The organism is Cellulomonas sp. P22, assembly GCF_044392165.1.
Genome location: NZ_JBISBW010000011.1, coordinates 26,457 through 48,901, shown reverse-complemented (window position 1 = coordinate 48,901; position 22,445 = coordinate 26,457). Strand labels below are relative to the sequence as shown.

The 22,445-nt window shown below is 74.0% G+C and carries 23 protein-coding genes; 14 read left to right on the top strand and 9 right to left on the bottom strand.

What is annotated here, in order from left to right; all coding sequences use genetic code 11:
* Positions 1-102: 102 nt before the first annotated feature.
* Entirely contained in the window at positions 103-828 is a 726-nt protein-coding gene (locus ACGIF2_RS12790) for a hypothetical protein (RefSeq protein WP_396047182.1), read from the top strand.
* 28 nt (positions 829-856) lie between these two features.
* Here ACGIF2_RS12790 and coaA read toward each other — a convergent pair whose 3' ends face one another.
* Complete coding sequence (coaA, locus tag ACGIF2_RS12785; RefSeq protein ID WP_396047180.1) at positions 857-1,807, bottom strand: type I pantothenate kinase; 951 nt, start codon at positions 1,805-1,807, stop codon at positions 857-859.
* Between the two features lie 106 nt (positions 1,808-1,913).
* Here coaA and glmS point away from each other — a divergent pair, with 106 nt between their 5' ends.
* Complete coding sequence (gene glmS, locus ACGIF2_RS12780) at positions 1,914-3,773, top strand: glutamine--fructose-6-phosphate transaminase (isomerizing) (protein WP_396047178.1); 1,860 nt, start codon at positions 1,914-1,916, stop codon at positions 3,771-3,773.
* Between the two features lie 25 nt (positions 3,774-3,798).
* Positions 3,799-4,173 carry a holo-ACP synthase gene (locus ACGIF2_RS12775; RefSeq protein WP_396047176.1) on the top strand — a complete coding sequence of 125 codons (375 nt, stop codon included), beginning with the start codon at positions 3,799-3,801 and terminating at the stop codon, positions 4,171-4,173.
* A gap of 61 nt (positions 4,174-4,234) precedes the next feature.
* Here the strand turns inward: ACGIF2_RS12775 and ACGIF2_RS12770 are convergent, their stop codons facing one another.
* The gene (locus ACGIF2_RS12770) at positions 4,235-5,221 is read right to left on the bottom strand and encodes a TIGR03560 family F420-dependent LLM class oxidoreductase (RefSeq protein ID WP_396047174.1); all 987 of its coding nucleotides are present in this window, start codon (positions 5,219-5,221) and stop codon (positions 4,235-4,237) included.
* 62 nt (positions 5,222-5,283) lie between these two features.
* Between ACGIF2_RS12770 and ACGIF2_RS12765 the strand changes: the two genes are divergently transcribed.
* From ACGIF2_RS12765 to ACGIF2_RS12740, 6 genes are all read left to right on the top strand, one after another.
* Positions 5,284-6,855: a bifunctional ADP-dependent NAD(P)H-hydrate dehydratase/NAD(P)H-hydrate epimerase gene (locus tag ACGIF2_RS12765; RefSeq protein WP_396047172.1), complete on the top strand. Its 1,572-nt coding sequence runs from the start codon at positions 5,284-5,286 to the stop codon at positions 6,853-6,855.
* Between the two features lie 39 nt (positions 6,856-6,894).
* Positions 6,895-8,163, top strand: coding sequence for an alanine racemase (gene alr / locus ACGIF2_RS12760; protein ID WP_396047170.1), 1,269 nt, complete (start codon positions 6,895-6,897; stop codon positions 8,161-8,163).
* Positions 8,160-8,681: a tRNA (adenosine(37)-N6)-threonylcarbamoyltransferase complex ATPase subunit type 1 TsaE gene (gene tsaE, locus ACGIF2_RS12755; RefSeq protein WP_396047168.1), complete on the top strand. Its 522-nt coding sequence runs from the start codon at positions 8,160-8,162 to the stop codon at positions 8,679-8,681. The genes alr and tsaE overlap by 4 nt, the downstream gene beginning before the upstream one ends.
* A 66-nt stretch (positions 8,682-8,747) precedes the next feature.
* The gene (gene tsaB / locus ACGIF2_RS12750; RefSeq protein ID WP_396047166.1) at positions 8,748-9,449 is read left to right on the top strand and encodes a tRNA (adenosine(37)-N6)-threonylcarbamoyltransferase complex dimerization subunit type 1 TsaB; all 702 of its coding nucleotides are present in this window, start codon (positions 8,748-8,750) and stop codon (positions 9,447-9,449) included.
* Positions 9,446-9,919 carry a ribosomal protein S18-alanine N-acetyltransferase gene (rimI, locus tag ACGIF2_RS12745; RefSeq protein ID WP_396047164.1) on the top strand — a complete coding sequence of 158 codons (474 nt, stop codon included), beginning with the start codon at positions 9,446-9,448 and terminating at the stop codon, positions 9,917-9,919. Before tsaB ends, rimI begins: the two co-directional genes overlap by 4 nt.
* A 35-nt stretch (positions 9,920-9,954) precedes the next feature.
* Positions 9,955-10,851, top strand: coding sequence for a sulfurtransferase (locus tag ACGIF2_RS12740; RefSeq protein WP_396047162.1), 897 nt, complete (start codon positions 9,955-9,957; stop codon positions 10,849-10,851).
* A 55-nt stretch (positions 10,852-10,906) separates the two neighbouring features.
* Here ACGIF2_RS12740 and ACGIF2_RS12735 read toward each other — a convergent pair whose 3' ends face one another.
* Positions 10,907-11,536, bottom strand: coding sequence for a malonic semialdehyde reductase (locus ACGIF2_RS12735; RefSeq protein WP_396047160.1), 630 nt, complete (start codon positions 11,534-11,536; stop codon positions 10,907-10,909).
* A 142-nt stretch (positions 11,537-11,678) separates the two neighbouring features.
* On the opposite strand from ACGIF2_RS12735, the gene tsaD reads away from it, so the two are divergent.
* Positions 11,679-12,725, top strand: a complete 1,047-nt coding sequence (gene tsaD / locus ACGIF2_RS12730) for a tRNA (adenosine(37)-N6)-threonylcarbamoyltransferase complex transferase subunit TsaD (RefSeq protein ID WP_396047158.1) — start codon at positions 11,679-11,681, stop codon at positions 12,723-12,725.
* A 12-nt stretch (positions 12,726-12,737) separates the two neighbouring features.
* Here tsaD and ACGIF2_RS12725 read toward each other — a convergent pair whose 3' ends face one another.
* The 3 genes from ACGIF2_RS12725 to ACGIF2_RS12715 all read right to left on the bottom strand — a co-directional run bounded on the left by ACGIF2_RS12725 (position 12,738) and on the right by ACGIF2_RS12715 (position 15,442).
* The gene (locus ACGIF2_RS12725) at positions 12,738-12,983 is read right to left on the bottom strand and encodes a hypothetical protein (protein ID WP_396047156.1); all 246 of its coding nucleotides are present in this window, start codon (positions 12,981-12,983) and stop codon (positions 12,738-12,740) included.
* 114 nt (positions 12,984-13,097) lie between these two features.
* Positions 13,098-14,246 carry a glutamate--cysteine ligase gene (locus tag ACGIF2_RS12720; RefSeq protein ID WP_396047154.1) on the bottom strand — a complete coding sequence of 383 codons (1,149 nt, stop codon included), beginning with the start codon at positions 14,244-14,246 and terminating at the stop codon, positions 13,098-13,100.
* Positions 14,243-15,442 carry an SAM-dependent methyltransferase gene (locus ACGIF2_RS12715; protein WP_396047152.1) on the bottom strand — a complete coding sequence of 400 codons (1,200 nt, stop codon included), beginning with the start codon at positions 15,440-15,442 and terminating at the stop codon, positions 14,243-14,245. Before ACGIF2_RS12715 ends, ACGIF2_RS12720 begins: the two co-directional genes overlap by 4 nt.
* Before the next feature lie 257 nt (positions 15,443-15,699).
* On the opposite strand from ACGIF2_RS12715, the gene groES reads away from it, so the two are divergent.
* Positions 15,700-15,996, top strand: a complete 297-nt coding sequence (gene groES / locus ACGIF2_RS12710) for a co-chaperone GroES (RefSeq protein WP_066582386.1) — start codon at positions 15,700-15,702, stop codon at positions 15,994-15,996.
* A gap of 93 nt (positions 15,997-16,089) precedes the next feature.
* Here the strand turns inward: groES and ACGIF2_RS12705 are convergent, their stop codons facing one another.
* Entirely contained in the window at positions 16,090-16,380 is a 291-nt protein-coding gene (locus ACGIF2_RS12705; protein ID WP_396047150.1) for a WhiB family transcriptional regulator, read from the bottom strand.
* A 228-nt stretch (positions 16,381-16,608) separates the two neighbouring features.
* On the opposite strand from ACGIF2_RS12705, the gene ACGIF2_RS12700 reads away from it, so the two are divergent.
* From ACGIF2_RS12700 to guaB, 3 genes are all read left to right on the top strand, one after another.
* The gene (locus tag ACGIF2_RS12700; protein ID WP_396047148.1) at positions 16,609-17,580 is read left to right on the top strand and encodes a MerR family transcriptional regulator; all 972 of its coding nucleotides are present in this window, start codon (positions 16,609-16,611) and stop codon (positions 17,578-17,580) included.
* Between the two features lie 131 nt (positions 17,581-17,711).
* Positions 17,712-18,368: a LuxR C-terminal-related transcriptional regulator gene (locus ACGIF2_RS12695; RefSeq protein ID WP_396047146.1), complete on the top strand. Its 657-nt coding sequence runs from the start codon at positions 17,712-17,714 to the stop codon at positions 18,366-18,368.
* 69 nt (positions 18,369-18,437) lie between these two features.
* A complete protein-coding gene (gene guaB / locus ACGIF2_RS12690; protein ID WP_396047144.1) occupies positions 18,438-19,967 on the top strand; it encodes an IMP dehydrogenase in 1,530 nt (509 codons plus the stop codon).
* A 78-nt stretch (positions 19,968-20,045) separates the two neighbouring features.
* On the opposite strand, the gene ACGIF2_RS12685 is transcribed toward guaB, so the two are convergent.
* A complete protein-coding gene (locus ACGIF2_RS12685; protein WP_396047142.1) occupies positions 20,046-21,608 on the bottom strand; it encodes a helix-turn-helix domain-containing protein in 1,563 nt (520 codons plus the stop codon).
* Positions 21,609-21,678: 70 nt separating this feature from the next.
* Positions 21,679-22,437: an exonuclease domain-containing protein gene (locus ACGIF2_RS12680; protein WP_396047140.1), complete on the bottom strand. Its 759-nt coding sequence runs from the start codon at positions 22,435-22,437 to the stop codon at positions 21,679-21,681.
* Between the last annotated feature and the right edge of the window lie 8 nt (positions 22,438-22,445).

Here is a 22,445-nt window from a genome sequence, read left to right as displayed (position 1 = left end):
AACCTCGATGCGGGGACCACACCGTCGTCGTCTCCCTGCACAGCCGTCCCGCTCGTACGAGCGGGTCGGTTCTGCGGGCCGGTGAGGACGACGGGGGTTGACATGCGCAGGACGACGACGGGCGCGGTCGTGCACCCCGACGGAAGCCGCTCGGCGAGGACCCGCACCCTGCTCGCCGTGGGCGCTCTGGGGGCGACGGTGCTGCTGCTCGGGTCGTGCGCCACGGGCCCCGCGACCCTGGCCGTGCCCGACCCTGCGGTGACCGCTCGTGCGGTCGACTGCCTCGCGCCGCAGGTCGTGGCCGCGCTGGGGCTCGAGCTCGACAGCGGCGCGACCTCGACCCCGCACCCCGACGTCCCGGCAGCGGGCGCGGTCCCCGACGGCTTCACGCCCCTGGGCGTCGTGGAGTGCGTGGGCGGCGAGTCGCTCACCGACAGGGCCGGTGTCTGGGACGCCGTCACCGTGCGACGGCTCGAGGGTGACCTCGACGGGCTGCTCGAGGTGCTCGCCCGGCCCTCGGTGGCGCAGGAGGCCGGGACCCCGTGCCCCGCAGCTCCCGACGGGTGGGACCTGTGGCTCGTCGACGCGATGGGCGCGGCCATCCGTGCCGCGCTGCCGCTCGATGCGTGCGGCGCGGTGCAGGGAGACGTCGCGGCGGCGCTGTCCGGTCTGACGGAGATCGAGGTCAGGCACTACCCGGTGCACCTGGTCGAGCCGCGCGAGGCGAGCGGGCCCGCCGAGGCGAGCAGGGCCGACGAGGCGGGCGGCCTCGATGAGGCCGGGCCCGTGCAGGCGGACGGGGTCCGGGCGGACCGCGCGGGACGCTGACCGGCTGCCCTCGGACGGACGGGCGGGCTCAGAGCTTGCGCAGCCGGACCCTCTCGACCGCGTGGTCGCGACCCTTGCGCAGCACGAGCGTCGCCCGGCTGCGCGTCGGGAGGATGTTCTGCACCAGGTTGGGGGCGTTGATCGTGTCCCACAGGTGCTCGGCCATCGCCACGGCCTCCTCGTCGGTCAGGTCCGCGTAGCGGCGGAAGTACGACTCGGGGCGCGCGAACGCGGTGGCGCGCAGCGACAGGAACCGGTCGACGTACCACTGGCGCACGTCGTCGGTGCGGGCGTCGACGTAGATCGAGAAGTCGAAGAAGTCGCTCACCGCGAGGTTCGACGTGCCCTCGGACGTGGCCCGGGCCGGCTGCAGCACGTTGAGACCCTCGACGATCAGCACGTCGGGGCGCCGCACGACGGTCTCGGCCCCCGGCACGATGTCGTACGTGAGGTGGTCGTAGACGGGGGCGCGGACCTCGGGGCGTCCGGCCTTGACCTTCGAGACGAAGCGCAGCAGGGCCCGCCGGTCGTACGACTCCGGGAAGCCCTTGCGGTCCATCAGCCCGCGCCGCTCGAGCTCGGAGTTCGGGTACAGGAAGCCGTCGGTCGTGATGAGCTCGACCCGCGGCGTCGCGGGCCAGCGGGCCATGAGCTCGCGCAGCAGGCGGGCGGTCGTGGACTTGCCGACCGCGACCGACCCCGCGACCCCGATGACGAACGGCGTGCTGCCGGTGTCCTCGCGCAGGAACGTGCTCGACGCCTCGTGCAGGCCGCGCGTGGCGCCCACGTACAGGTCGAGCAGGCGCGAGACGGGTCGGTACACGGCGTCGACCTCGGCCAGGTCGATCGGGTCGCCGAGCCCCGCGAGCCGGTCGACGTCGACGTCGGTGAGCGGCAGCGGCGTCGACGACGAGAGCTTGGCCCACGCCTCACGGTCGAGGTCGACGTACGGCGTGGAGGGCACGGGCTCAGATGGCACGACGACGATTCTGCCCGATCGACGCCGGTGGGCCGCACGGTTCCCCCCGCGTGACGTCCAGCACCCGGACCGGTCGGGGGCGGTCCGCGCCGGTAGACTCCCGCCCATGTGCGGAATCGTGGGGTACGTCGGAACTCAGGAGCCCAACGGACGACCCCTGGAGGTCGTCCTGGAAGGGCTCCGTCGGCTGGAGTACCGCGGGTACGACTCCGCGGGTGTCGCGCTGACCGGGACGGGTGACGGGATCGCCGCCGTCGCGAAGAAGTCCGGCAAGCTCGCGAACCTCGTCGAGCTGCTCGACGCGACGCCGCTGCCCGGCGGCACGGCCGCGATCGGCCACACGCGCTGGGCCACCCACGGCGGTCCCACCGACGAGAACGCGCACCCGCACGTCGTGGGTGACGTGGCCGTGATCCACAACGGCATCATCGAGAACTTCGCCCAGCTCAAGGCCGTGCTGCTCGCGGACGGCGCCGAGTTCCTCTCCGAGACCGACACCGAGGTCGTGGCGCACCTGCTCAGCCGCGCGTACGAGACCCACGGCGACCTGTCCGTGGCCATGCGCGACGTCGTGGCTCGCCTGCACGGCACGTTCACGCTGCTCGCGGTGCACGCCGGGACCCCCGACACGGTGGTCGGTGCCCGGCACGACTCGCCGCTCGTGGTGGGCCTGGGCGACGGCGAGAACTTCATGGGCTCGGACGTCGCCGCGTTCATCGCGCACACCAAGGAGGCCCTCGAGCTGGGGCAGGACCAGGTCGTGACGATCACGCCGACCACCGTCGAGGTGACCGACTTCGCGGGCAACCCCGTCGAGGCCCGCCGGTTCACGGTCGACTGGGACGCGGCAGCGGCCGAGAAGAACGGCTTCCGCTCGTTCATGGACAAGGAGATCCACGACCAGCCGCAGGCGGTCGGGGACACGCTCCTGGGTCGCACCGACATCAACGGCCGGCTCGTGCTCGACGACCTGCGCATCGACGAGGCGCTGCTGCGCTCGGTCGACAAGATCGTGGTCATCGCGTGCGGCACCGCCGCCTACGCGGGCCACGTGGCCAAGTACGCGATCGAGCACTGGTGCCGCATCCCGGTCGAGGTCGAGCTCGCGCACGAGTTCCGCTACCGCGACCCGGTCGTGAACTCCAAGACCCTCGTGGTGGCCGTGTCGCAGTCGGGCGAGACGATGGACACGCTCATGGCGGTGCGGCACGCGCGCGAGCAGGGGGCCAAGGTCCTCGCGATCGTCAACACGCACGGCTCGACGATCCCGCGCGAGTCCGACGCCGTGCTCTACACGCACGCCGGGCCCGAGATCGCTGTCGCCTCGACCAAGGCGTTCCTCTCGCAGATCACCGCGGCCTACCTGCTGGGCCTCTACCTGGCCCAGCTGCGGGGCAACAAGTTCGCCGACGAGATCTCCGAGATCCTCGACGACCTGCGCCAGATGCCCGACAAGATCCAGCAGGTGCTCGACCGCGCCGACCGGGTCCGGGAGAGCGCGCGGTCCATGGCCGACGCGACCTCGGTGCTCTTCCTGGGGCGGCACGTGGGCTACCCGGTGGCCCTCGAGGGCGCGCTCAAGCTCAAGGAGCTCGCGTACATCCACGCCGAGGGCTTCGCTGCCGGTGAGCTCAAGCACGGCCCGATCGCGCTGATCGAGGAGGGTCAGCCGGTCTTCGTCGTCGTGCCCTCGCCGCGCGGACGTGACTCGCTGCACTCGAAGGTCGTCTCCAACATCCAGGAGATCCGGGCGCGCGGCGCCCGCACGCTCGTCATCGCGGAGGACGGCGACGACGCCGTGCTGCCGTACGCCGACGAGGTCTTCTTCGTCCCGCAGTCGTCCACGCTGCTCGCGCCGCTGCTCACCGTGGTCCCGCTGCAGATCTTCGCGTGCGAGCTCGCGACGGCTCGGGGCCTGGACGTCGACCAGCCGCGCAACCTCGCGAAGTCCGTCACGGTCGAGTGAGCGCCGTGCGCGCGGGCGTCGTCGCGTGATCGTCGGGGTCGGGATCGACGTGGTCGACGTCGCGCGCTTCACCGCGACCCTCGAGCGTGCACCGGGCCTGCGTGAGCGGCTGTTCACCGCGGCCGAGCGGGACCTCGCACCGAACTCGCTGGCCGCACGGTTCGCCGCGAAGGAGGCCATCGCCAAGGCGTTGGGCGCCCCGGGCGGGCTGCGCTGGCACGACGTGACGGTGCGGCGCGTCGTCGGGCGACCGCCCGAGGTCGAGGCGAGCGGGACCGTGGCGGCCCGCGCCGCAGAGCTGGGTGTCGCCCGCTTCCACCTGTCGCTGTCCCACGACGGCGGCATCGCGTCGGCCATGGTCGTGGCGGAGTCCGACGGCGCGGCGGCCGACCCCGCCTGAGGGGCGCCGACCCGACCCGCGAGCCGTGCCCGGTCCGTCCTGACCGGGCACGGCTACAGGGTCAGCGCAGCGCGGGGATGACCTCGCGCTCGAACAGCTCGATGCCCGAGCGGTCGTACGCCGCCTCGGCGAAGTACGTGATCGGGTACGTCATGCCCAGCTCCTCGAGCCCGCGCAGCGTCTCGACGACCTGCTCGGGCGTGCCCACGAGCGGGCCGCTGCGGAACTCCTCGAGGACCCCGTCGGCCTTGGCCGGCACGGTGCGGCGGTAGTGGTCGTGGATCCAGGCGAGGCGGTCGTCGACCTCCGCCTGGGTGCTGCCGATGACCACGTTGTAGTTGGCCGAACGGGTGATCTCGGAGAAGTCGCGCCCCAGGTCGGCGCAGTGCTTGGCGAGCACAGCCGACTTGTGCGCGAAGCCCTCGGGGCTGCCGTCGAAGTTCGTGTACGCGGCCCGCTGGGCAGCGATGCGCAGCGTCTTCGTCTCGCCGCCGCCCGCGACCCACAGGGGCGGGCCGCCCGCCTGCAGCGGCAGGGGCGAGAGCTGGGCGCCGTCGACCTGGTAGTGCTCGCCGTGCAGGGTCGCGGTGCCCGTGGTCCACAGCTGGCGGAAGATCTCGACGCCCTCCTCGAGCGCGGCCAGGCGCGCCCCGGCCCGCGGGAAGCCGTACCCGTAGGCCCGCCACTCGTGCTCGTACCAGCCCGCCCCGATGCCCATCTCGACGCGTCCGCCCGAGATGATGTCGGCGGTCGCGGCGACCTTCGCGAGGTAGGCGGGGTTGCGGTAGGCCATGCACGTGCACATCTGGCCCAGGCGCACGCGCCGGGTGCTCGCGGCGAACGCGGAGACGAGGCTCCACGCCTCGTGGGTGGCCTCGCCGTTGGGCTCGGGCACCGCGTGGAAGTGGTCGTAGACCCAGACGGATTCCCACGCGTCGCCGTCGTCGGCGTGCTGGGCGAGGCCGTGCATGACGCCCCAGTGCTCGCTCGCGTCGATGCCGGTGAGGTCCTGGCGCCAGCCTTGGGGGATGAAGAGTCCGAATCGCATGCCCTGAACCTATCGGGTGAACCCGGCGCGACCCCGGCGCCCGGGCCCGACATGATGGTCGCGTGATCCTCGCCTACACAGCAGCCGACGTGCGCGCCGCGGAGCAGCCGATGCTCGCCGCGGGCGTCCCGCTCATGGACCGCGCGGCGCACGCCCTGGCCGTCCGGGTGACACAGCTGCTGCGCGAGCGGCGGGGGAGGGTGCGCGGCGCGAGCGTCGTCGTGCTCGCCGGGGCGGGGGCGAACGGCGGCGACGCGCTGCACGCGGGGGCGCTGCTGGCCCGGCGCGGCGTCGAGGTGTGCGCGCTGCTGACGTCGACGCGTGCGCACGAGGGTGGCCTCACGGCGCTGCGGGCGGCGCACGGGCGGGTGCTGCAGGTGGGCGAAGGGCCGGGCGCACCCGTGTGGGCCGGTGAGGCGATCGCCGACGCCTACGCGGCCGACGTGGTGCTCGACGGGGTGCTGGGCATCGGCGCGAACGGTGCCGTGCGGGGTCCGGCGGCCGAGGTCCTGGCACTGCTCGGAGAGCTGATCGACGACGAACGTGCAGGTGGACGGGGTCCTGGGCCGCTCGTGGTGGCGGTCGACACCCCGAGCGGGATCGACGTGGACACGGGCGTCGTGCCCCGGACCGAGCCGCACGAGCGGCACGAGCCGCACCGCACCGTGCTCGCCGCAGATCTGACGCTGACGTTCGGGGCTGCGAAGGCGGGCCTGCTGCTCCCGCCCGCGACCAGGTGCGCGGGACAGGTCGAGGTGGTCGACATCGGCCTCGACCTCGACGACGTGCGACCGGCCGTGGCCAGGCTCGAGGGGGCCGACGTGGCGGGACTGTGGCCCGTGCCGTCGCCCGACGCGCACAAGTACTCGCGCGGGGTGCTCGGCATCGTCGCGGGAACGCCGTCGTACCCCGGGGCGGCGGTGCTCACGGTGTCCGCGGCGGTGGCGGCCGGTGTCGGCATGGTGCGCTACCTGGGCTCGCCCGGGGTCAGCGCCACCGTGCTCTCGATGCGCCCCGAGGTCGTCGCTGGCGACGGACGCGTCCAGGCGTGGACGCTCGGCCCCGGGGTCGACCCCGACGACCTCGCGCAGGCCGAGCGGGTGCACGCCGCGCTCGCGGCCGTCATCGCGCAGGAGCAGCCCGCGGTGGTGGATGCCGGCGCGCTGAGCCTGGTTCCCGAGCGTCTGGCCCCGTGGGTCGTGCTGACCCCGCACGCGGGCGAGCTCGCGGCGCTGCTGAGCGCGCGCGGCGAGGACGTCGACCGCGCGCAGGTCGAGGCCGAGCCGCTGCGCTGGGCCCGTCGGGCGCACGAGCTCACGCACGCCACCGTGCTGCTCAAGGGCCCGACCACGCTCGTCGTGGGCGCCGGAGGTGCTGTCTACTCGCAGGCCGACGCACCGTCGTGGCTCGCGACCGCCGGGGCCGGTGACGTGCTCGCCGGCTTGCTCGGGGCGCTCCTCGCGGGCCGGGCGGCCGACGTGGTCGCCGACCCCTCGCTCGTCGCCGCCCTCGCGGCCGCGGCAGCCCTGGTGCACGGCCGCGCGGCCGACCGGGCGAACCCGGGGGGTCCGGTGTCAGCGCTCGCGGTGGCAGACGCGCTCGCGGGCACCGTCGCGGAGCTGCTGCGCGGCTGAGCCGCCCGGGCACCCGTGGGGCAGTGGGAGACTGGGCCCGTGAGCTCTTTCCCCGCTCGTGCCGTCGTCGATCTCGCCGCGATCCGCACCAACGTGCGCTCGCTGGCCGCCCACGCCCCGACCGCGCAGGTCATGGCGGTGGTCAAGGCCGACGCCTACGGCCACGGCCTGGTGCCCGTGGCCGAGGCGGCTGTCGCGGCCGGAGCCACCTGGCTGGGGGTCGCCCAGATGGGTGAGGCCCTCGAGCTGCGGGCCGCGGGCGTCACCACCCCCCGGCTGCTGACCTGGCTGTACGCGCCCGGGGCTCCGCTCGCCGCGGCTGTCGCCGCGGACGTGGACGTCTCGGTCGCCGCACCGTGGGCCCTCGCGGAGGTCGTGGCCGCGGCCCGCCACGCAGGTCGCACCGCTCGCATCCACCTCAAGGTCGACACCGGGCTCGGGCGCAACGGCCTGACGCCCGACGTGCTGCCCGACGTGCTCGACACCGCGCTGCGCGCCGAGGCCGAGGGGGCGGTGCAGGTGGTCGGCCTGTGGTCGCACCTCGCGTTCGCCGACGAGCCCGACCACCCCACGGTGCACGCCCAGGCCGCCGTCTTCGCGCAGGCGGTCGCTGTGGTCGAGGCCCGGGGGGCGCACCTCGAGGTGCGCCACCTGGCGAACTCGGCGGCGACGCTGACGGCCCCCGCCCTGCACTACGACCTCGTGCGGCCGGGGTTGGCGGTCTACGGCCTCTCGCCCGTGCCGGCGATCGGGGGGCCCGAGGCCTTCGGGCTCGTGCCCGCGATGACCCTCGAGGCCGAGCTCGCCACCGTCAAGGCCGTGCCCGCGGGTCAGGGCGTGTCGTACACGCACGCCTACGTGACGCCGGGCGAGACCGTGCTGGGCGTCGTGCCCATCGGGTACGCCGACGGGGTGCCGCGGCACGCGTCGGGCAGCCCCGACCACCCCGGCGGTCCGCTCCTCGTGGGCGGGCGCCGGCTGCGGGTGGCCGGGCGGGTCTGCATGGACCAGGTCGTGGTGGACCTCGGGCCCGGGGCGAGGGAGCAGGCGGGCGACCGGGTCGAGCTGTTCGGCACCGGGGCGGCGGGGGGACCCACCGCCGAGGACTGGGCGCGCGCGGCGGGCACCATCAGCTATGAGATCGTCACCCGGCTGGGCGCGCGGGTGCCGCGCGTGCACGTCGACACCGCGGCGGCGGACGGCCCCCTGGGCGCCGTGGCCGAGCGGGCGCCGGGAGCCGTCGATGGGGCGGGCTTCGCGCCCGCGGTGGAAGGAGCTGTTTCCGAGGTGGAAGGGATCGTGCGGTGAGCGTCGTCCAGGAGCTGAGCATCGACCTGCCCGACGCGGAGGCGACACGTGCGCTCGGCCGCGAGCTGGCACGGGTGCTGCGCGCGGGTGACCTGGTGGTGCTGACGGGTGACCTCGGTGCGGGCAAGACCACGCTCACGCAGGGCATCGGTGCAGGGCTGGGGGTGCGTGGCCAGGTGGCGTCGCCCACGTTCATCATCGCGCGCGTGCACCCGCCCCTCGCGGCCGTCGACGGTGCGCGCGGCCCCGCGCTCGTGCACGTCGACGCCTACCGGCTGGGGTCGCTCGAGGAGGTCGACGCGCTCGACCTCGACGCGAGCCTCGAGGAGTCCGTCACCGTGGTCGAGTGGGGCGAGGGGCTCGTCGAAGGGCTCGCGGAGGATCGGCTCGAGATCGCGCTGCGCCGGCCGCGCGGCGGCACGCTGCCCGCCGACCTCGAGGACGCCGCAGGCGGTGCGCGGGTCGCGACCCTCACGGCCGTGGGGCGGCGCTGGGTGGGCGTCGACCTGCCCGCCTGAGCGCCACCGGAGCGCCCTGACCTGCGCGAGTCCCGCACCGGGGCGTAGAGGTGGCAGGCTTGACCCGTGCCTGTTCTCGCCCTCGACACCTCAGCAGCAGCCTCCGTCTCCCTGACCGACGAGGCGGGCGTCACGCTCGCCTCGCGCGCGACCCCCGAGCGACGGCGTCACGCCGAGCTGCTCGCACCGATGATCGTCGACGTCCTTGCCGACGCCGGTGCGGACCGCCGTGACCTCACGGCCGTGGTCGTGGGCACCGGGCCGGCGCCCTTCACGGGGCTGCGGGTCGGGCTCGTCACGGCGCGCGCGCTGGGTGTCGCGCTCGGGGTGCCCGTGCACGGCGTGAGCAGCCTCGACGCGCTCGCGGCCGGCGCGGCCCGCACCCTCGACCTGGCGCCCGGCACCGAGGTGCTCGCGACGGCCGACGCACGCCGTCGCGAGGTCTACGCGGCGCGCTACCGCGTGCTCGACCCCGCGCAGCACCACGGCGCTCTCGTCGAGCTGGTCGGCGGCCCCGTGGTCGACGCCGCCGACGTCGTGGCAGCCGGGCTCGGCGCGGGTGCGCTCGTGGTCGGTGCCGGCGCCGAGCTGTACCCCGACCTGCTGCCGCCCGTGGCCGGTGCGCCCACCGAGCCCGACCCGGCCGAGCTCGCCCGGCTGGCCCTCGCCCGGCTCGCAGCCGGGGCCACCGAGCTTCCCACCGCGCCGCTGTACCTGCGCCGCCCGGACGCGGTGCCGTCGGCCGAACGCAAGCGCGCCTCGGCGTGAGGACCACGCCCGGGGTCGTCGTGCGGCTCCTGGGCCGTGACGACCTGCCCGCCCTGGCACGGATGGAGACCGAGCTCTTCGGTGCGGGCGCGTGGTCGGCGGCCTCGCTCGCCGAGGAGCTGCAGGGCCCGGGCCGGTGGTACGTGGGCGCGCAGGACGTCGTGACGGGTGAGCTGGTGGGCTACGCGGGCCTGTGGTTCGACGGCGACGACGCGCAGGTCATGACGATCGGCACGGACACCGCCCACCAGGGGCGGGGCGTGGGTGCGCTGCTGCTCGACACGCTCGTGACCCGGGCGCGAGACCTGGGGGCGGCGAACGTGCTGCTCGAGGTGCGCATCGACAACGAGCCGGCGCTGCGGCTCTACGAGCGGGCGGGGTTCGTGCGTCTGGGCCGCCGCCGCGGGTACTACCAGCCCGAGGGCGTCGACGCGTGGACCATGAGCCTGCCGCTGCCGCCGCTGCCGTGAGGGCTGCCGGGCACCGAGACGACGAGGAGGCCCCCGTGGCCAGCGAGAACGACCAGGCCCGAACAGTGGCCGACGGCACCCGGACGGCGCGCGAGCAGGTGCTCGTCGACGCCGTCGCGCTGCACGAGCTGCTGGCCGGCGCACGGCCGCCCGTCGTCCTGGACGTGCGGTGGGCGCTGGGGCGCACCGACGGGCGCGAGCGGCACCTCGCGGGTCACGTCCCGGGCGCCGTGTACGTGGACCTGGACACCGAGCTCGCGGCCCCCGCGTCGCCGCAGCAGGGGCGCCACCCGCTGCCGCCGCTCGACGTGCTGCAGGCCGCGGCGCGCCGCTGGGGCGTGCGCGAGGGCGGGTCGGTCGTGGTCTACGACGACGCGGGCGGCATGTCCGCGGCCCGCGCGTGGTGGCTGCTGCGGCAGGCCGGGGTGCGCGACGTGCGGCTGCTCGACGGCGGCCTCCCGGCGTGGACCGCGGCGGGGTGGGCGCTCGAGGAGGGCGACGTCGTGCCCGAGCAGGGCGACGTGGAGCTCGCGCCCGTCGCGGCCGGGGTCCTCGACGCCGACGGGGCGGCCGCACTTGCCCGGGGCGGGATCCTGCTCGACGCGCGCGCGGCCGAGCGCTACCGGGGGGACGTCGAGCCGGTGGACCCGCGTGCGGGCCACATCCCCGGGGCGCTGAGCGCGCCCACGGCGGGCAACCTCGACGCGCACGGGCGGTTCCTGCCCGTGGGCGACCTCGTGGCGCGGTTCGCAGCGCTCGGCGTCGTGCCCGGCGTGGCGGTCGGCGTGTACTGCGGATCGGGCGTCACGGCCGCGCACGAGGCCGCGGCGCTCGCGTCGGTGGGGGTCGACGCCGCGCTCTACGCGGGGTCGTGGTCGCAGTGGTCGAACGACCCGCGGCGCCCTGCGGCGACCGGTGACGAGCCCGGCTGAGCCGGCCGCGCGAGCATGCTCGCCGCGCGACCGGCCCGGACCGGACGCGGGACCGTCAGACGGTCAGCGACGCCTCGGAGTACGTGAGCCGTGCCGCGCGCGGGAACTCGGTGCCGGTGCCCTCGGTGCGGCCGACGTTGACCACCATGAGCGACGACCAGCCGGTCTCGGCGAAGAACGCGGCGTCGATGCCGGCCGGGTCGGCCAGACCCATCGGACCGGCGCTGAACCCGGCGGCGCGGAGGCCGACGATGAGGTACCCGGCCTGCAGGAAGGCGTTGTCACGGGCCATCTGCGCGCGCATGGCGGCGGCGGGCTCGAGCGCCTCGGCCATGCCGGCCATGTGCGGGGCCAGGACCGGCAGGTGGGTGTGGAACGCCGGGTCGGCGGCGAGCACGAGGGTGACCGGGGCGTCGAGCACGCGCTGGCGGTTGCCCTCGGCCATGAGGGCGGCCAGGCGCTCGCGGGCCTCGGTGCTGCGCACGGCGAGCACGCGCAGCGGGACCGTGTTCATGGCGGTGGGGCCCCAGGCGATGAGCTGGTAGACCGCGGCCAGCTCCTCGTCGGTGACCTCGGCGTCGGTGAACTCGCGTGCGGTGCGGGCCTCGCGGAACAGGAGGTCGGCGGCGTCGTCGGCGATCACGAAGGGGGTGGCGGCGGTCTCGGGAAGAGTGTCAGTGCTCACGGATAGTTGAAGAATTCACGAAAACGATTTCTTCCCGACTCGGGCGTGACCTGCACCACACCACCGCCGTGCGCGACCTCCGTCACGACCACCCGGTCGCCCGCCGGACCGGACCGCCAGCTCGGAGACATATCCTGGTCCCATGAGTAGTGAGCCCCTCGTCCTCGGGATCGAGACGTCCTGCGACGAGACGGGCGTCGCGCTCGTCCGTGGCCACGAGCTGCTGTTCGACGCGGTCGCGAGCTCGATGGACGAGCACGCCCGCTTCGGCGGGATCATCCCCGAGATCGCCTCGCGAGCCCACCTCGAGGCGATGGTGCCCACGCTCGAGCGCGCACTCGAGGGCGCGGGCGTCGAGCTCGGCGACGTCGACGCGATCGCCGTCACGGCAGGCCCCGGGCTGGTGGGCCCGCTCACCGTCGGCGCCGCGGCCGCCAAGGCGCTCGCGGTCGGTCTCGGCAAGCCCCTGTACGGCGTCAACCACGTGATCGGCCACGCCGCCGTCGACGAGCTCGTCGACGGGCCGTTCCCCGAGCGGGTCATGGCGCTGGTCGTCTCGGGCGGGCACTCGAGCCTGCTGCTCGTCGACGACATCGTCACCGGCGTGAACGAGCTCGGCTCGACGCTCGACGACGCCGCGGGGGAGGCCTTCGACAAGGTCGGACGCCTGCTCGGCCTGCCCTACCCGGGTGGCCCCCACATCGACCGGCTGGCGCGCGAGGGCGACCCCGAGGCGATCCGCTTCCCGCGCGGGCTCACCGCCGCGAAGGACCAGGCCCAGCACGCGTACGACTTCTCGTTCTCCGGGCTCAAGACGGCCGTCGCCCGCTGGGTCGAGGCGCGCGAGGACGCGGGCCAGGAGATCCCGCTGCACGACGTCGCGGCCTCGTTCGCTGCGGCCGTCGCGGACGTCCTCACGGCCAAGACCATCGCCGCATGCCGGCGCCACGACGTCTCGACGCTCGTGATCGGCGGCGGCTTCTCGGCCAACTCGCAGCTGCGGGACCTCGCGGCGGTGCGCTGCGCCGAGGCCGGCATCGACCTGCGCATCCCGCCGATCCGGTTCTGCACCGACAACGGCGCGATGATCGCCGCGCTCGGCTCGGCCGCCGTGCGCCGCGGGCTCGCGCCCTCGGACCTGGATCTGCCGGTCGACTCCTCGATGCCGCTCACGCACGTGCTGGTCTGAGCGCAACAGCCCTCAGGCGAGCAGCCGCACCGTGAACCGCACCACGGTCAGCGCCGCACCGATCAGCAAGCCCGTGACGGAGGGGGGCAGCGCGTCCTCGACGGCCTCGGGCAGCTCGTACCCGTCGCCCCCGGCCAGGCGCACAACTGCCGCCGCTGCGACGGCGACCCACGCGGCGCCGACCAGCGTCCACGTCGCGGCCTGCGCGGCCCGACCGGTGCCGGAGCGGCGGTCGGGGCGGGGACCGGGTCGGGGCATGCAGGGCTCCAGGGGCTCGCGGCGGACGACCGGGCGGGGGCCGCGGCGCTCGAACCCTAGCGCGGGCCGGGTCTCCCGGGCAGGCGTATCCGGCACCGGACCTGCGGCGCTGCGCTACAGCGGCCGACCCGCGTGCATCTCGGCGACCAGGCTCGCGACGACCGCGTCGAGCTCCCCGCCGTGCCGGCGGGCCACGGCGCGCTGGCGCTGGTAGGACGCGCCACGGCGCAGGATGACGTGCACCAGGTCGAGCTCGGCCGCGCAGCCCAGCCGCTCGGCCACGGGGGCGAGGTCGACCAGCAGGCGCCGCACCGCGTCGGTCACGAGCTCCTCCTCGCCCGCGGCGTCCACGATGACGATCGCGTCCATGCCGTAGCGGGCCGATCGCCACTTGTTCTCCTGCGCGAACCACGGCGGCATCGTCGGCAGGTCCTCGCCGCGGTCGAGCATCGACGAGAAGTGCTCCACGAGGCAGTGCGTGAGGGCCGTCAGGGCCATGACCTCGAGGATGTTCGACGGGCTGTCGCAGATGCGGGCCTCGATCGTGCCGAACCGCGGCGAGGGGCGCACGTCCCAGCGGACCTCGTCGAACTGGTCGATGACTCCGGTGTGGAGCATGTCGCCCACGTAGCCCTCGAGCTCGTCCCAGCGCTCGAACGCGAACGGCAGCCCGGCCGTCGGGAGCTGCTGGAACATCAGCGCCCGGTTCGACGCGTAGCCGGTGTCACGTCCGCCCCAGAACGGCGACGCGGCCGAGAGGGACTGCAGGTGCGCGAAGCACGTGAGCAGGGCGCGCGAGATCGGCAGCACCTTGTCGCGGTCCTCGACGCCCACGTGCACGTGCAGTCCGTAGATGACCATCTGCCGGCCCCACCACTGCGTGCGGTCGATCAGCGTCGCGTAGCGCTGCTTGTCGGTGACCTTCTGCTGCGCCCAGCGCGCGAACGGGTGCGTGCCGCCACCCATGAGCTCGACCCGCAGCGGGTCGGTCACGGCGCGGACCTCCTCGATGGCCCGCTCGAGGTCGTCGCGGGCCTGCGCGGCCGTGCGGCACACGCCCGAGACGACCTCGACGGTGTTGAGCAGCAGCTCCTGGCGGATCGCGGGATGGTCGCCGCCGTGGTCGGGGCGCACGGCGTCGAGCACGGTCTGGGCGACCTGCCGCAGGTCGCCCGAGTCGGAGTCGACGAGCGCGAGCTCCCACTCGACCCCGAGCGTCGAGCGCTCGGAGCGGGCGAACGGCAGCGCGACCCGCGGGCTCACGCCGGCCCCGACAGGGGTTCCACGACGATCACCTGCTGGCGTCCGTCGACCCGGGTCAGCACGATGGTCGACTCGGCCGAGCCGCGCAGCGAGAGCTGCCCGCGCAGCTGCTCGGGCACCACGGCGGTGCCGCGCTTCTTGATCGTCAGCCGCCCGACGTCGCGTTCGCGCAGGTAGGTGCGCAGCCGCTTGAGGCCGAACGGCAGCGTGTCGAGCACGCGGTACGCGGTCGCGGTGGGCACGGGGTGCAGCATGTCGGACGTGACGTAGGCGATGGTGCGGTCGACCAGGCGTCCGTTCACCGCGGTGGCGACGTCGGCCACCAGGCCCGCGCGGATCACGGCGCCGTCGGGCTCGTAGAGGTAGCCGCCGACCGGGCCGACGTCGGGGGCGGGTGGGCCGCCGGGTCCCGAGCGCAGGACGTGCGCGCCGTCGGGCCGCAGGACGAGGGCGCTGCGACCCGGGCCGTCGGGGGCGAGCGGGCCGAACCACAGCCCGGCCTCGACCACGTCGCCGTCGACCGAGACCCACTGGGCCTCGGCGTCGTCGGGCAGCGCGGAGTGCGGGATGCCGGGTCCGAGCTTGAGCCCGAGCGCCGGCACGCGCGACCGCAGCGCGAGGACCGCGTCGAGCGGCGGGGCGTAGGCCGCGGGGTCGAAGACCCGGCTGCCCGACGTGGTGCGTCGGGCCGGGTCGGCGTACACGCCGTCGACCCCCTCGGCCTCGAGGTCGAGCGCGAGACCGTCGCCGTGCCGCACCTCGGCCTCGGGGAAGTGGCGCAGGTTGACGGTCGCGACCGACGCGGCGACCTCGTCCAGGTCGGTCGCGAGCACGGTGAGGCCGACGCCCGCGAAGGCCATCGAGTCGGCGCCGACGCCGCACGTGAGGTCGGCGACCTTCGTCACCCCGGCGGCGGTGTAGCGGCGCGCGTGGTGCGCGGCGACGACGAGCCGGGTGGCCTGCTCGAGCCCGGCCGGGGTGAAGAGCATCCCGTCGGCGAACTCGCCGAACTTCGCGTGCGCCTTGGCCCGCAGCCGGGACTGGGTCAGCGCCGCCGCGACGAGCTCGGGGTCGAGGCCCTCGCGGCGCAGCCGCTCGGACAGCGCCATCGTGCGCTGCTCGTCGTACGGGGGGAGTGCGCTCAGCAGCGCCCAGCCGGTCGGGCTGAGGAGCTTCGCGAGACCGGCTGCGTCCATGCGGGCGATCCTCGCACGCGGAAGGCCCCGGCTCGCGTGCAGGCGGCAACGGATGCCGCTGCGGGGCGGCGCGCGCACCCGGCAGTTCTGGCACTCGCCTTGACCGAGTGCTAACGGGTTCCTAGAGTGACTGGTGGCACAGTCCTCAGGGCTGGGTCCTCCGCACTGGCTGACTCCCCGACACCCGCGACGGCGGTGGGTCTGCGCAGCGGGATTCGGACATCACTGAGAACCCACAAGTGAAGGGGAGGTCCGCAGTGTCGGTCTCCATCAAGCCGCTCGAGGACCGGATCGTCGTCAAGACGCTCGAGGCGGAGCAGACGACCGCTTCCGGTCTGGTCATCCCGGACAGCGCCAAGGAAAAGCCCCAGGAGGGCGAGGTCCTCGCTGTCGGCCCCGGCCGCATCGACGACAACGGCAACCGTGTGCCGCTCGACGTGGCCGTCGGTGACAAGGTCATCTACAGCAAGTACGGCGGCACCGAGGTCAAGTACTCGGGCGAGGAGTACCTCATCCTCTCCGCCCGCGACATCCTCGCGATCGTCGAGAAGTGACCTCTGCTCGGCACCGCTGAGCTGAGACGACGAAGCCCCTCCCGGCTGTGCCGGGAGGGGCTTCGTCGTGTCTGAGGGGAGGTGCGGCAGTGCTCAGATGGCCTTGCGTGAGGGGCGGGCGAGGATCGCGGCGCGCTCGTCCTCGGAGAGGCCGCCCCACACGCCGTAGGGCTCGCGCACGGCGAGCGACTGCTCGCGGCACTCCTGGATGACGGGACAGGTCGCGCAGACCGCCTTGGCGGCCTCGGCGCGGCGGCGGCGCGCAGATCCACGCTCACCCTCGGGGTGGAAGAACAGGTTCTCGTCGGCGTCGCGGCAGGCGCCCTCGAACTGCCACTCCCAGAGGTCCATGACGGGCCCGGGCAGACGTGAGATCTCGGCCATGCGGTCCTCCTCGACTCAGACGCCGGGCCGGCGGCGGCGGTGCGCCAGGCCCCAGCGATCGGGATGTCTTGCGGTGCAACTGCGTACGGGGCGAGACGCTACCAACCGCGCCACAAGTTGTTCAAGTCCCTGTTCAGAATCGCTTCAGTGTGACGAACGTCCAGGTCGTACCGAATCTGAACTGGACACGCGTTGGCAACCGCGCCGCAAGTTGTGCACAATCGGGTCATGGTGACCGACGGTGACGCTCCGGCACCCGTGCCGGGGCCGACGTCCGCCGTCGACGGTCCGGCCCTCTCCGTGGCTGCCGTCGCCCGTCGCCTCGGGGTCGCCCCCGCGACGCTGCGGACGTGGGACCGTCGCTACGGGCTCGGCCCGTCCGAGCACTCCGCGGGGTCGCACCGCCGCTACACCTCCGACGACGTCGCGCGGCTTCTCGTGATGCGGGGCCTCACGCTCGACGGCGTCGCCCCCTCGGAGGCCGCGCGCGTGGCCCGCGAGACCGACATGCGCGCCGCCGCCCTGGGGGCCGCCGACCCGGAGGTCGTGCCGCTCCCGAACCCCCTCGCGTCGGCCGACCCCGCCGTGCACGCGACCCCCACCGTCGTGATCGACGCGGCGCTGCGCGGGGACGAGGTCGCCTGCCGGCGGCTGCTCGCCCCGCCGCCCGCCGACGCGCTCGTGTCCTGGTGGAGCGACCTCGTCGAGCCCGTGCGCCTCGGCCTCGCGGCCCGCACGGTCCTGGCCCGACCGGGGGAGGACGCCGACGCGCTCGTGGTCGGTGCCGTGCTCGCCGGGCTGCGCGCCCGCACCGCGCCGCAGGCCCGGGCGCACGTCGCCGGGCGGCGCGTGGTGCTGCTGCTCCCGGCCCCCGGCGAGCAGTGCCCGCTCGTGCTCCACGTGCTCGCGGCGGTGCTCGCCGAGCGTGGCGCCGACCCGCGCATCGTGGTGGGCCCCGTCGAACGGCACCGCCTCGTCGAGATCACCGCGATGACCCGTCCGGCGGCCGTCGTGCTCGTCACCGAGCTCGCCGCCCCCGACCTCACCGCCGTCGAGGCGATCGTGCAGACCCATCCCGACGTCCCGCAGTTCGCGATGCTGGGGGACGCCGCGGCGCAGGGGCTGCCGCTCGGCCGTTCTGTGCACCGGGCGCGCACGCTCACGGGCCTGCTCGCCGAGGTGCTGGCCGTCACCGTCTGAGCCCGCCGGAGATGGCGCAGAGTCAGACGCTCCGGGCCTTTCACCCGCACTGTGGACTAACGTTGCGCGACGCCGCGTCGATACAGAGTGGTAACAAGCGCGCGACACCCGTGTGCGGCAAGGAGGGCTCGATGGCTGGGGTCGTGGTGTGTCACGGCTCGACCGTGGTGCGGGAGCGCCTGGTGCTGACGGCCCTCGGTGTCCCCTCGCTCACCCCGGTGCGTTCCGCCTCGACCGCCGAGGAGCTCACGGCCCTCGCGCGCCGCATCCCCCCGACGATCGTCCTGCTCGACGCCCACCTGCCCGGCCCCGGCCCGGTCGAGGCGATCCGCCGGCTGCGCAGCCTGGCCCCCACCGCCACGATCGTGATGCTCGCGGTGCCCGGCGACGAGGTCGCGCTCGACCGCGCCATCTCGATCGGTGCGCGCGGCTACCTCGCGCCCGACGTGGGGAGGGCCGAGCTGTCCGCCGTCGCCGCGCACGTTCTCGCGAGCCCCGCGGTCCCCGCGACGGCGGGGCCCACGGCCATCCGCGCCGAGTCGACGCTCATGGACGCCATGGTCGAGACGCCGACCCAGCGCGGGGTCGAGGAGGTCTCGCTGACCAAGCGCGAGATCGAGGTCCTGGTCGGCATGAGCAACGGTCGCTCGAACTCGCAGATCGGTGCCGAGCTGTTCCTCTCGGAGGACACGGTCAAGACCCACGCGCGCCGGCTGTTCCGCAAGCTCGGCGCCGCGGACCGCGCGCAGGCGGTCGCCATCGGGCTGCGGCGCGGTCTGATCCGCTGATCTGCGGCCCCTCTCCGGGGGCCTGCGGGGTCATTCACGACGCCTGTCCCGTGGACGTATCATCGACGGATGACCGACCTCGGAACCCCCGGATCACGTGAGACCTCCGACCCGTTCGGCCGCATCGGTCTGACCTACGACGACGTGCTGCTGCTCCCGGGAGAGACCGACGTCATCCCGAGCGAGGTGGACACGACCTCCCGGCTCACCCGCGAGATCTCGGTGGCCCTGCCGCTCGTCTCGGCGGCCATGGACACCGTGACCGAGGCCCGCATGGCCATCGCGATGGCCCGTCAGGGTGGCATCGGGATCCTGCACCGCAACCTGTCGATCGAGGCCCAGGCGCACCAGGTCGACCTCGTCAAGCGGTCCGAGTCTGGCATGATCACCGACCCGGTGACGGTCGGACCCGAGGCGACGCTCTCCGAGCTCGACGAGCTGTGCGGCAAGTACCGCGTCTCGGGCCTTCCGGTGGTCGACGAGAAGCAGCGGCTGCTCGGCATCATCACCAACCGCGACCTGCGCTTCGTGGCCCCCGACGAGTACCCGACCCGGCTCGTGCGCGACGTCATGACGTCGATGCCGCTGGTCACGGCCCCGGTGGGCATCGCGCGCGAGGACGCCGCCGGGCTCCTGGCCAAGCACAAGGTCGAGAAGCTGCCGCTCGTGGACGCCGCGGGCGTGCTGGCCGGGCTCATCACCGTCAAGGACTTCGTCAAGACCGAGCAGTACCCGCAGGCGACCAAGGACGGCGAGGGTCGCCTCGTCGTGGGCGCGGCCGTCGGGTTCTTCGGCGACGCGTGGGAGCGGGTCATCGCGCTGGTCGAGGCCGGCGTCGACGTGCTCGTGGTCGACACCGCCAACGGGCACGCGCGCCTCATGCTCGACATGGTGCGCCGGCTCAAGAAGGACCCCGCCACGCGCGACGTCCAGATCATCGGTGGCAACATCGCCACGCGCGAGGGTGCGCAGGCGCTCGTCGACGCCGGCGTGGACGCCATCAAGGTCGGCGTCGGGCCGGGCTCGATCTGCACCACGCGCGTCGTGGCCGGTGTGGGCGTGCCGCAGGTCACCGCGATCTACGAGGCGTCGCTCGCCGCCAAGCCGGCCGGGGTGCCGGTCATCGGCGACGGTGGCCTGCAGTACTCGGGGGACATCGCCAAGGCCCTCGTCGCGGGGGCCGACACCGTGATGCTCGGCGGGCTCCTCGCGGGCTGCGACGAGTCGCCCGGCGACCTGGTCTTCGTCAACGGCAAGCAGTACAAGCGCTACCGCGGCATGGCCTCGCTCGGTGCGATGCAGACGCGTGGCGACCGCCGCTCGTACTCGAAGGACCGCTACTTCCAGGGCGACCTGTCCGACGACGAGATCATCACCGAGGGCATCGAGGGCCAGGTGCCCTACCGCGGCCCGCTCGCTGCTGTCGCCCACCAGCTCGTCGGCGGTCTGCACCAGTCGATGTTCTACGTGGGTGCCCGCACGGTCCCCGAGCTGCAGCAGCGCGGGAAGTTCGTGCGGATCACCCCCGCGGGGCTCAAGGAGTCGCACCCGCACGACGTGCAGATGATCTCCGAGGCACCCAACTACTCGAGCCGCTGACCCGCGGTACGACGGAGCCCACGGCGCTGGTCGCCGTGGGCTCCGTCGTACGTGCTGGAGGGCGGACGCCCCGCGGGGTCAGTCGCGGAACGTCTCGATCTGCGCGCCGAGGCTCACGAGCCGCTCCTGGAGCTGCTCGTAGCCGCGCGCGATGATGTCGACGTCGCGCAGCACCGAGGTGCCCTTCGCGGCGAGCATCGCGAGCAGGATCACGACCGCGGGGCGCAGCGCGGGCGGGCAGCTGACCTCGGCCCCCGACCAGCGCGTGGGGCCCTGCACGTCGAGCCGGTGCGGGTCGAGCAGGCGGACGTCGGCGCCCAGGCGCGTGAGGTCGGTCAGGTGGATCGCGCGACCGTCGTACACCCAGTCGTGGATGAGGGTGTGGCCCTGCGCGCACGCGGCGATGACCGCGAAGAACGGCAGGTTGTCGATGTTGAGCCCCGGGAACGGCATCGGGTGGATCTTGTCGGCCGGTGCCCGCAGCTCGCTCGGGTGCACGGTGACGTCGGCCAGGCGGGTGCGGCCGTTGTCGGCGAGGTACTCGTCCGAGACGGTGAACCGCAGGTTCATCTCGGCGAGCGTCGCGAGCTCGATCTCCATGAACTCGATCGGCACCCGCCCGACGGTGATCTCGGAGCCGGTGACGATGCCCGCGGTCAGCAGGCTCATGGCCTCGACCGGGTCCTCGGAGACCGTGTACTCGACGTCGGTGTCGATGTCGGGCACGCCGTGCACGCGCAGCGTCGTGGTGCCGATGCCGTCGATCGTCACGCCGAGCCGCTCGAGGTAGAAGCACAGGTCCTGGACCATGTAGTTCGAGCTCGCGTTGCGGATGGTCGTGACGCCCTGGCGCCGGGCCGCGGCCATGATCGTGTTCTCGGTCACGGTGTCGCCGCGCTCGGTGAGCACGACGCTCAGGTCGCGGGCCTGTGCGGCGCCGACCGTCGCCTGGTAGAAGCCGCCCGTGGTCGTCACGTCCAGCTCGAACGGCCGCAGCGCGATGAGGTGCGGCTCGGCGGTCCGGGTGCCGAGGTCGCAGCCCCCCGCGTAGGGGAGCGCGAACTCGCGCTCGAGCCCGAGCAGCGGGCCGAGGAACATGATGATCGACCGGGTGCGGCGGGCCGCGTCGACGTCGATCGACGCGAGGTCGAGGCGATCGGGCACCTGGATCTCGAGGTCGTGCCCGTCGGGCGACCAGGTGGCGCGCACCCCGATGCTGCGGAGCACCTCGACGATGCGGTCGACCTCGACGATGCGGGCCACGTGCCGCAGCCGCGTGGTCCCGCGGTTGAGCAGCGAGGCGCACAGCAGCGCGACGGCACCGTTCTTGCTCGAGTTCACGTCGATGCGGCCCGAGAGCTGGTGACCGCCGTGCACGCGCAGGTGCGAGTGCCGCGGGCCGATGGTCACGAGCTCGGAGTCGAGGGCCGCGCTGATGCGCGTGAGCATGTCGAGGCTGATGTTCTGGGCGCCCTGCTCGATGCGGTGCACAGCGCTCTGGCTCGTGCCGAGCCGTTCGGCGAGCTGTGCCTGGGTGAGCCCCTGGTGCTGGCGGGCGCTGCGGACAAGGCCGCCGACCCGTGTGAGGTGCTCGGTGGTCTCGGTCGTGCTGGTCGTCGTCACCCGATGACGATAACTCATGGCTGAGATGATGTCTCCGCGACGGCGGGCCGTGCCGCCGCGTGTACGTCCGCCCGCCCCCTGGCGCAACTCATGGCTGAGATGCCACGAGCTCCGCAGGTCGGGGGGTCGCAGGGGCCGCGGTGGTGGGGCGTGGGCCCAGCCACTCGAGGGCGGCGCCGGGTCCGGTGAGGCCACGGGTCTCGCGCCACGCGTTGAAGCCCTCGGCCCACGCGCGGTGGGCCGTCTCCTGGTACGCGTGCAGCGTGGCCAGGTCGAGCGCCCCCAGGTGCGGGAACCGGCCGACGATCTTGGCGAGCACGTCGAGCGTCGCGACGACGTCCACGTCCGCGGTGTGCAGCGTCCCGGGGTCGACCACCTCGTAGTACCCGCACAGGTCCACGAGCTTGCGCTTGCCCCTGCGGTAGCGGTCCTCGTGCCGGTCGAGCACGAGCGGGTCGATCACGGGCTGCGCGGCGCGCCCGAGCCGTTCGCCCACGGTGGCGAGCCCGTGCCGACGCAGCTCGGCGTCGAGGATGCCCAGGTCGTACCCGGCGTTGTAGGCGACCACCGGCGTGCCCGCGGCGAACGCGTCGGTCAGGACGGTCGCGATCTCCTCGAGGGCGACGGACGGCGCCATGCCCTCGGCGCGGGCCTGCGCGGTCGTGATGCCGTGGATCGCGCTCGCCGCCTCGGGTATCTCGACGCCCGGGTCGATGATCCAGGTGCGCACGTGCGTGCCCGACGCGTCGCGCCGGACGAGCGCGGCGGTGACGATGCGGTCGTGCTCGACGTCGATGCCGGTGGTCTCGGTGTCGAAACCGAGCAGCGGTCCCAGGGTCCAGGTCATGTGTCCTC

Bases quoted from the DNA above. Each gene is read 5' to 3' on its own strand.
- ACGIF2_RS12790 (WP_396047182.1), top strand. From the start codon at position 103: ATGCGCAGGACGACGACGGGCGCGGTCGTGCACCCCGACGGAAGCCGC.
- glmS (WP_396047178.1), top strand. From the start codon at position 1,914: ATGTGCGGAATCGTGGGGTACGTCGGAACTCAGGAGCCCAACGGACGA.
- ACGIF2_RS12770 (WP_396047174.1), bottom strand. From the start codon at position 5,221: ATGCGATTCGGACTCTTCATCCCCCAAGGCTGGCGCCAGGACCTCACC.
- tsaD (WP_396047158.1), top strand. From the start codon at position 11,679: ATGAGTAGTGAGCCCCTCGTCCTCGGGATCGAGACGTCCTGCGACGAG.
- ACGIF2_RS12725 (WP_396047156.1), bottom strand. From the start codon at position 12,983: ATGCCCCGACCCGGTCCCCGCCCCGACCGCCGCTCCGGCACCGGTCGG.
- ACGIF2_RS12715 (WP_396047152.1), bottom strand. From the start codon at position 15,442: ATGGACGCAGCCGGTCTCGCGAAGCTCCTCAGCCCGACCGGCTGGGCG.
- ACGIF2_RS12705 (WP_396047150.1), bottom strand. From the start codon at position 16,380: ATGGCCGAGATCTCACGTCTGCCCGGGCCCGTCATGGACCTCTGGGAG.
- ACGIF2_RS12700 (WP_396047148.1), top strand. From the start codon at position 16,609: ATGGTGACCGACGGTGACGCTCCGGCACCCGTGCCGGGGCCGACGTCC.
- ACGIF2_RS12695 (WP_396047146.1), top strand. From the start codon at position 17,712: ATGGCTGGGGTCGTGGTGTGTCACGGCTCGACCGTGGTGCGGGAGCGC.
- guaB (WP_396047144.1), top strand. From the start codon at position 18,438: ATGACCGACCTCGGAACCCCCGGATCACGTGAGACCTCCGACCCGTTC.
- ACGIF2_RS12685 (WP_396047142.1), bottom strand. From the start codon at position 21,608: ATGAGTTATCGTCATCGGGTGACGACGACCAGCACGACCGAGACCACC.
- ACGIF2_RS12680 (WP_396047140.1), bottom strand. From the start codon at position 22,437: ATGACCTGGACCCTGGGACCGCTGCTCGGTTTCGACACCGAGACCACC.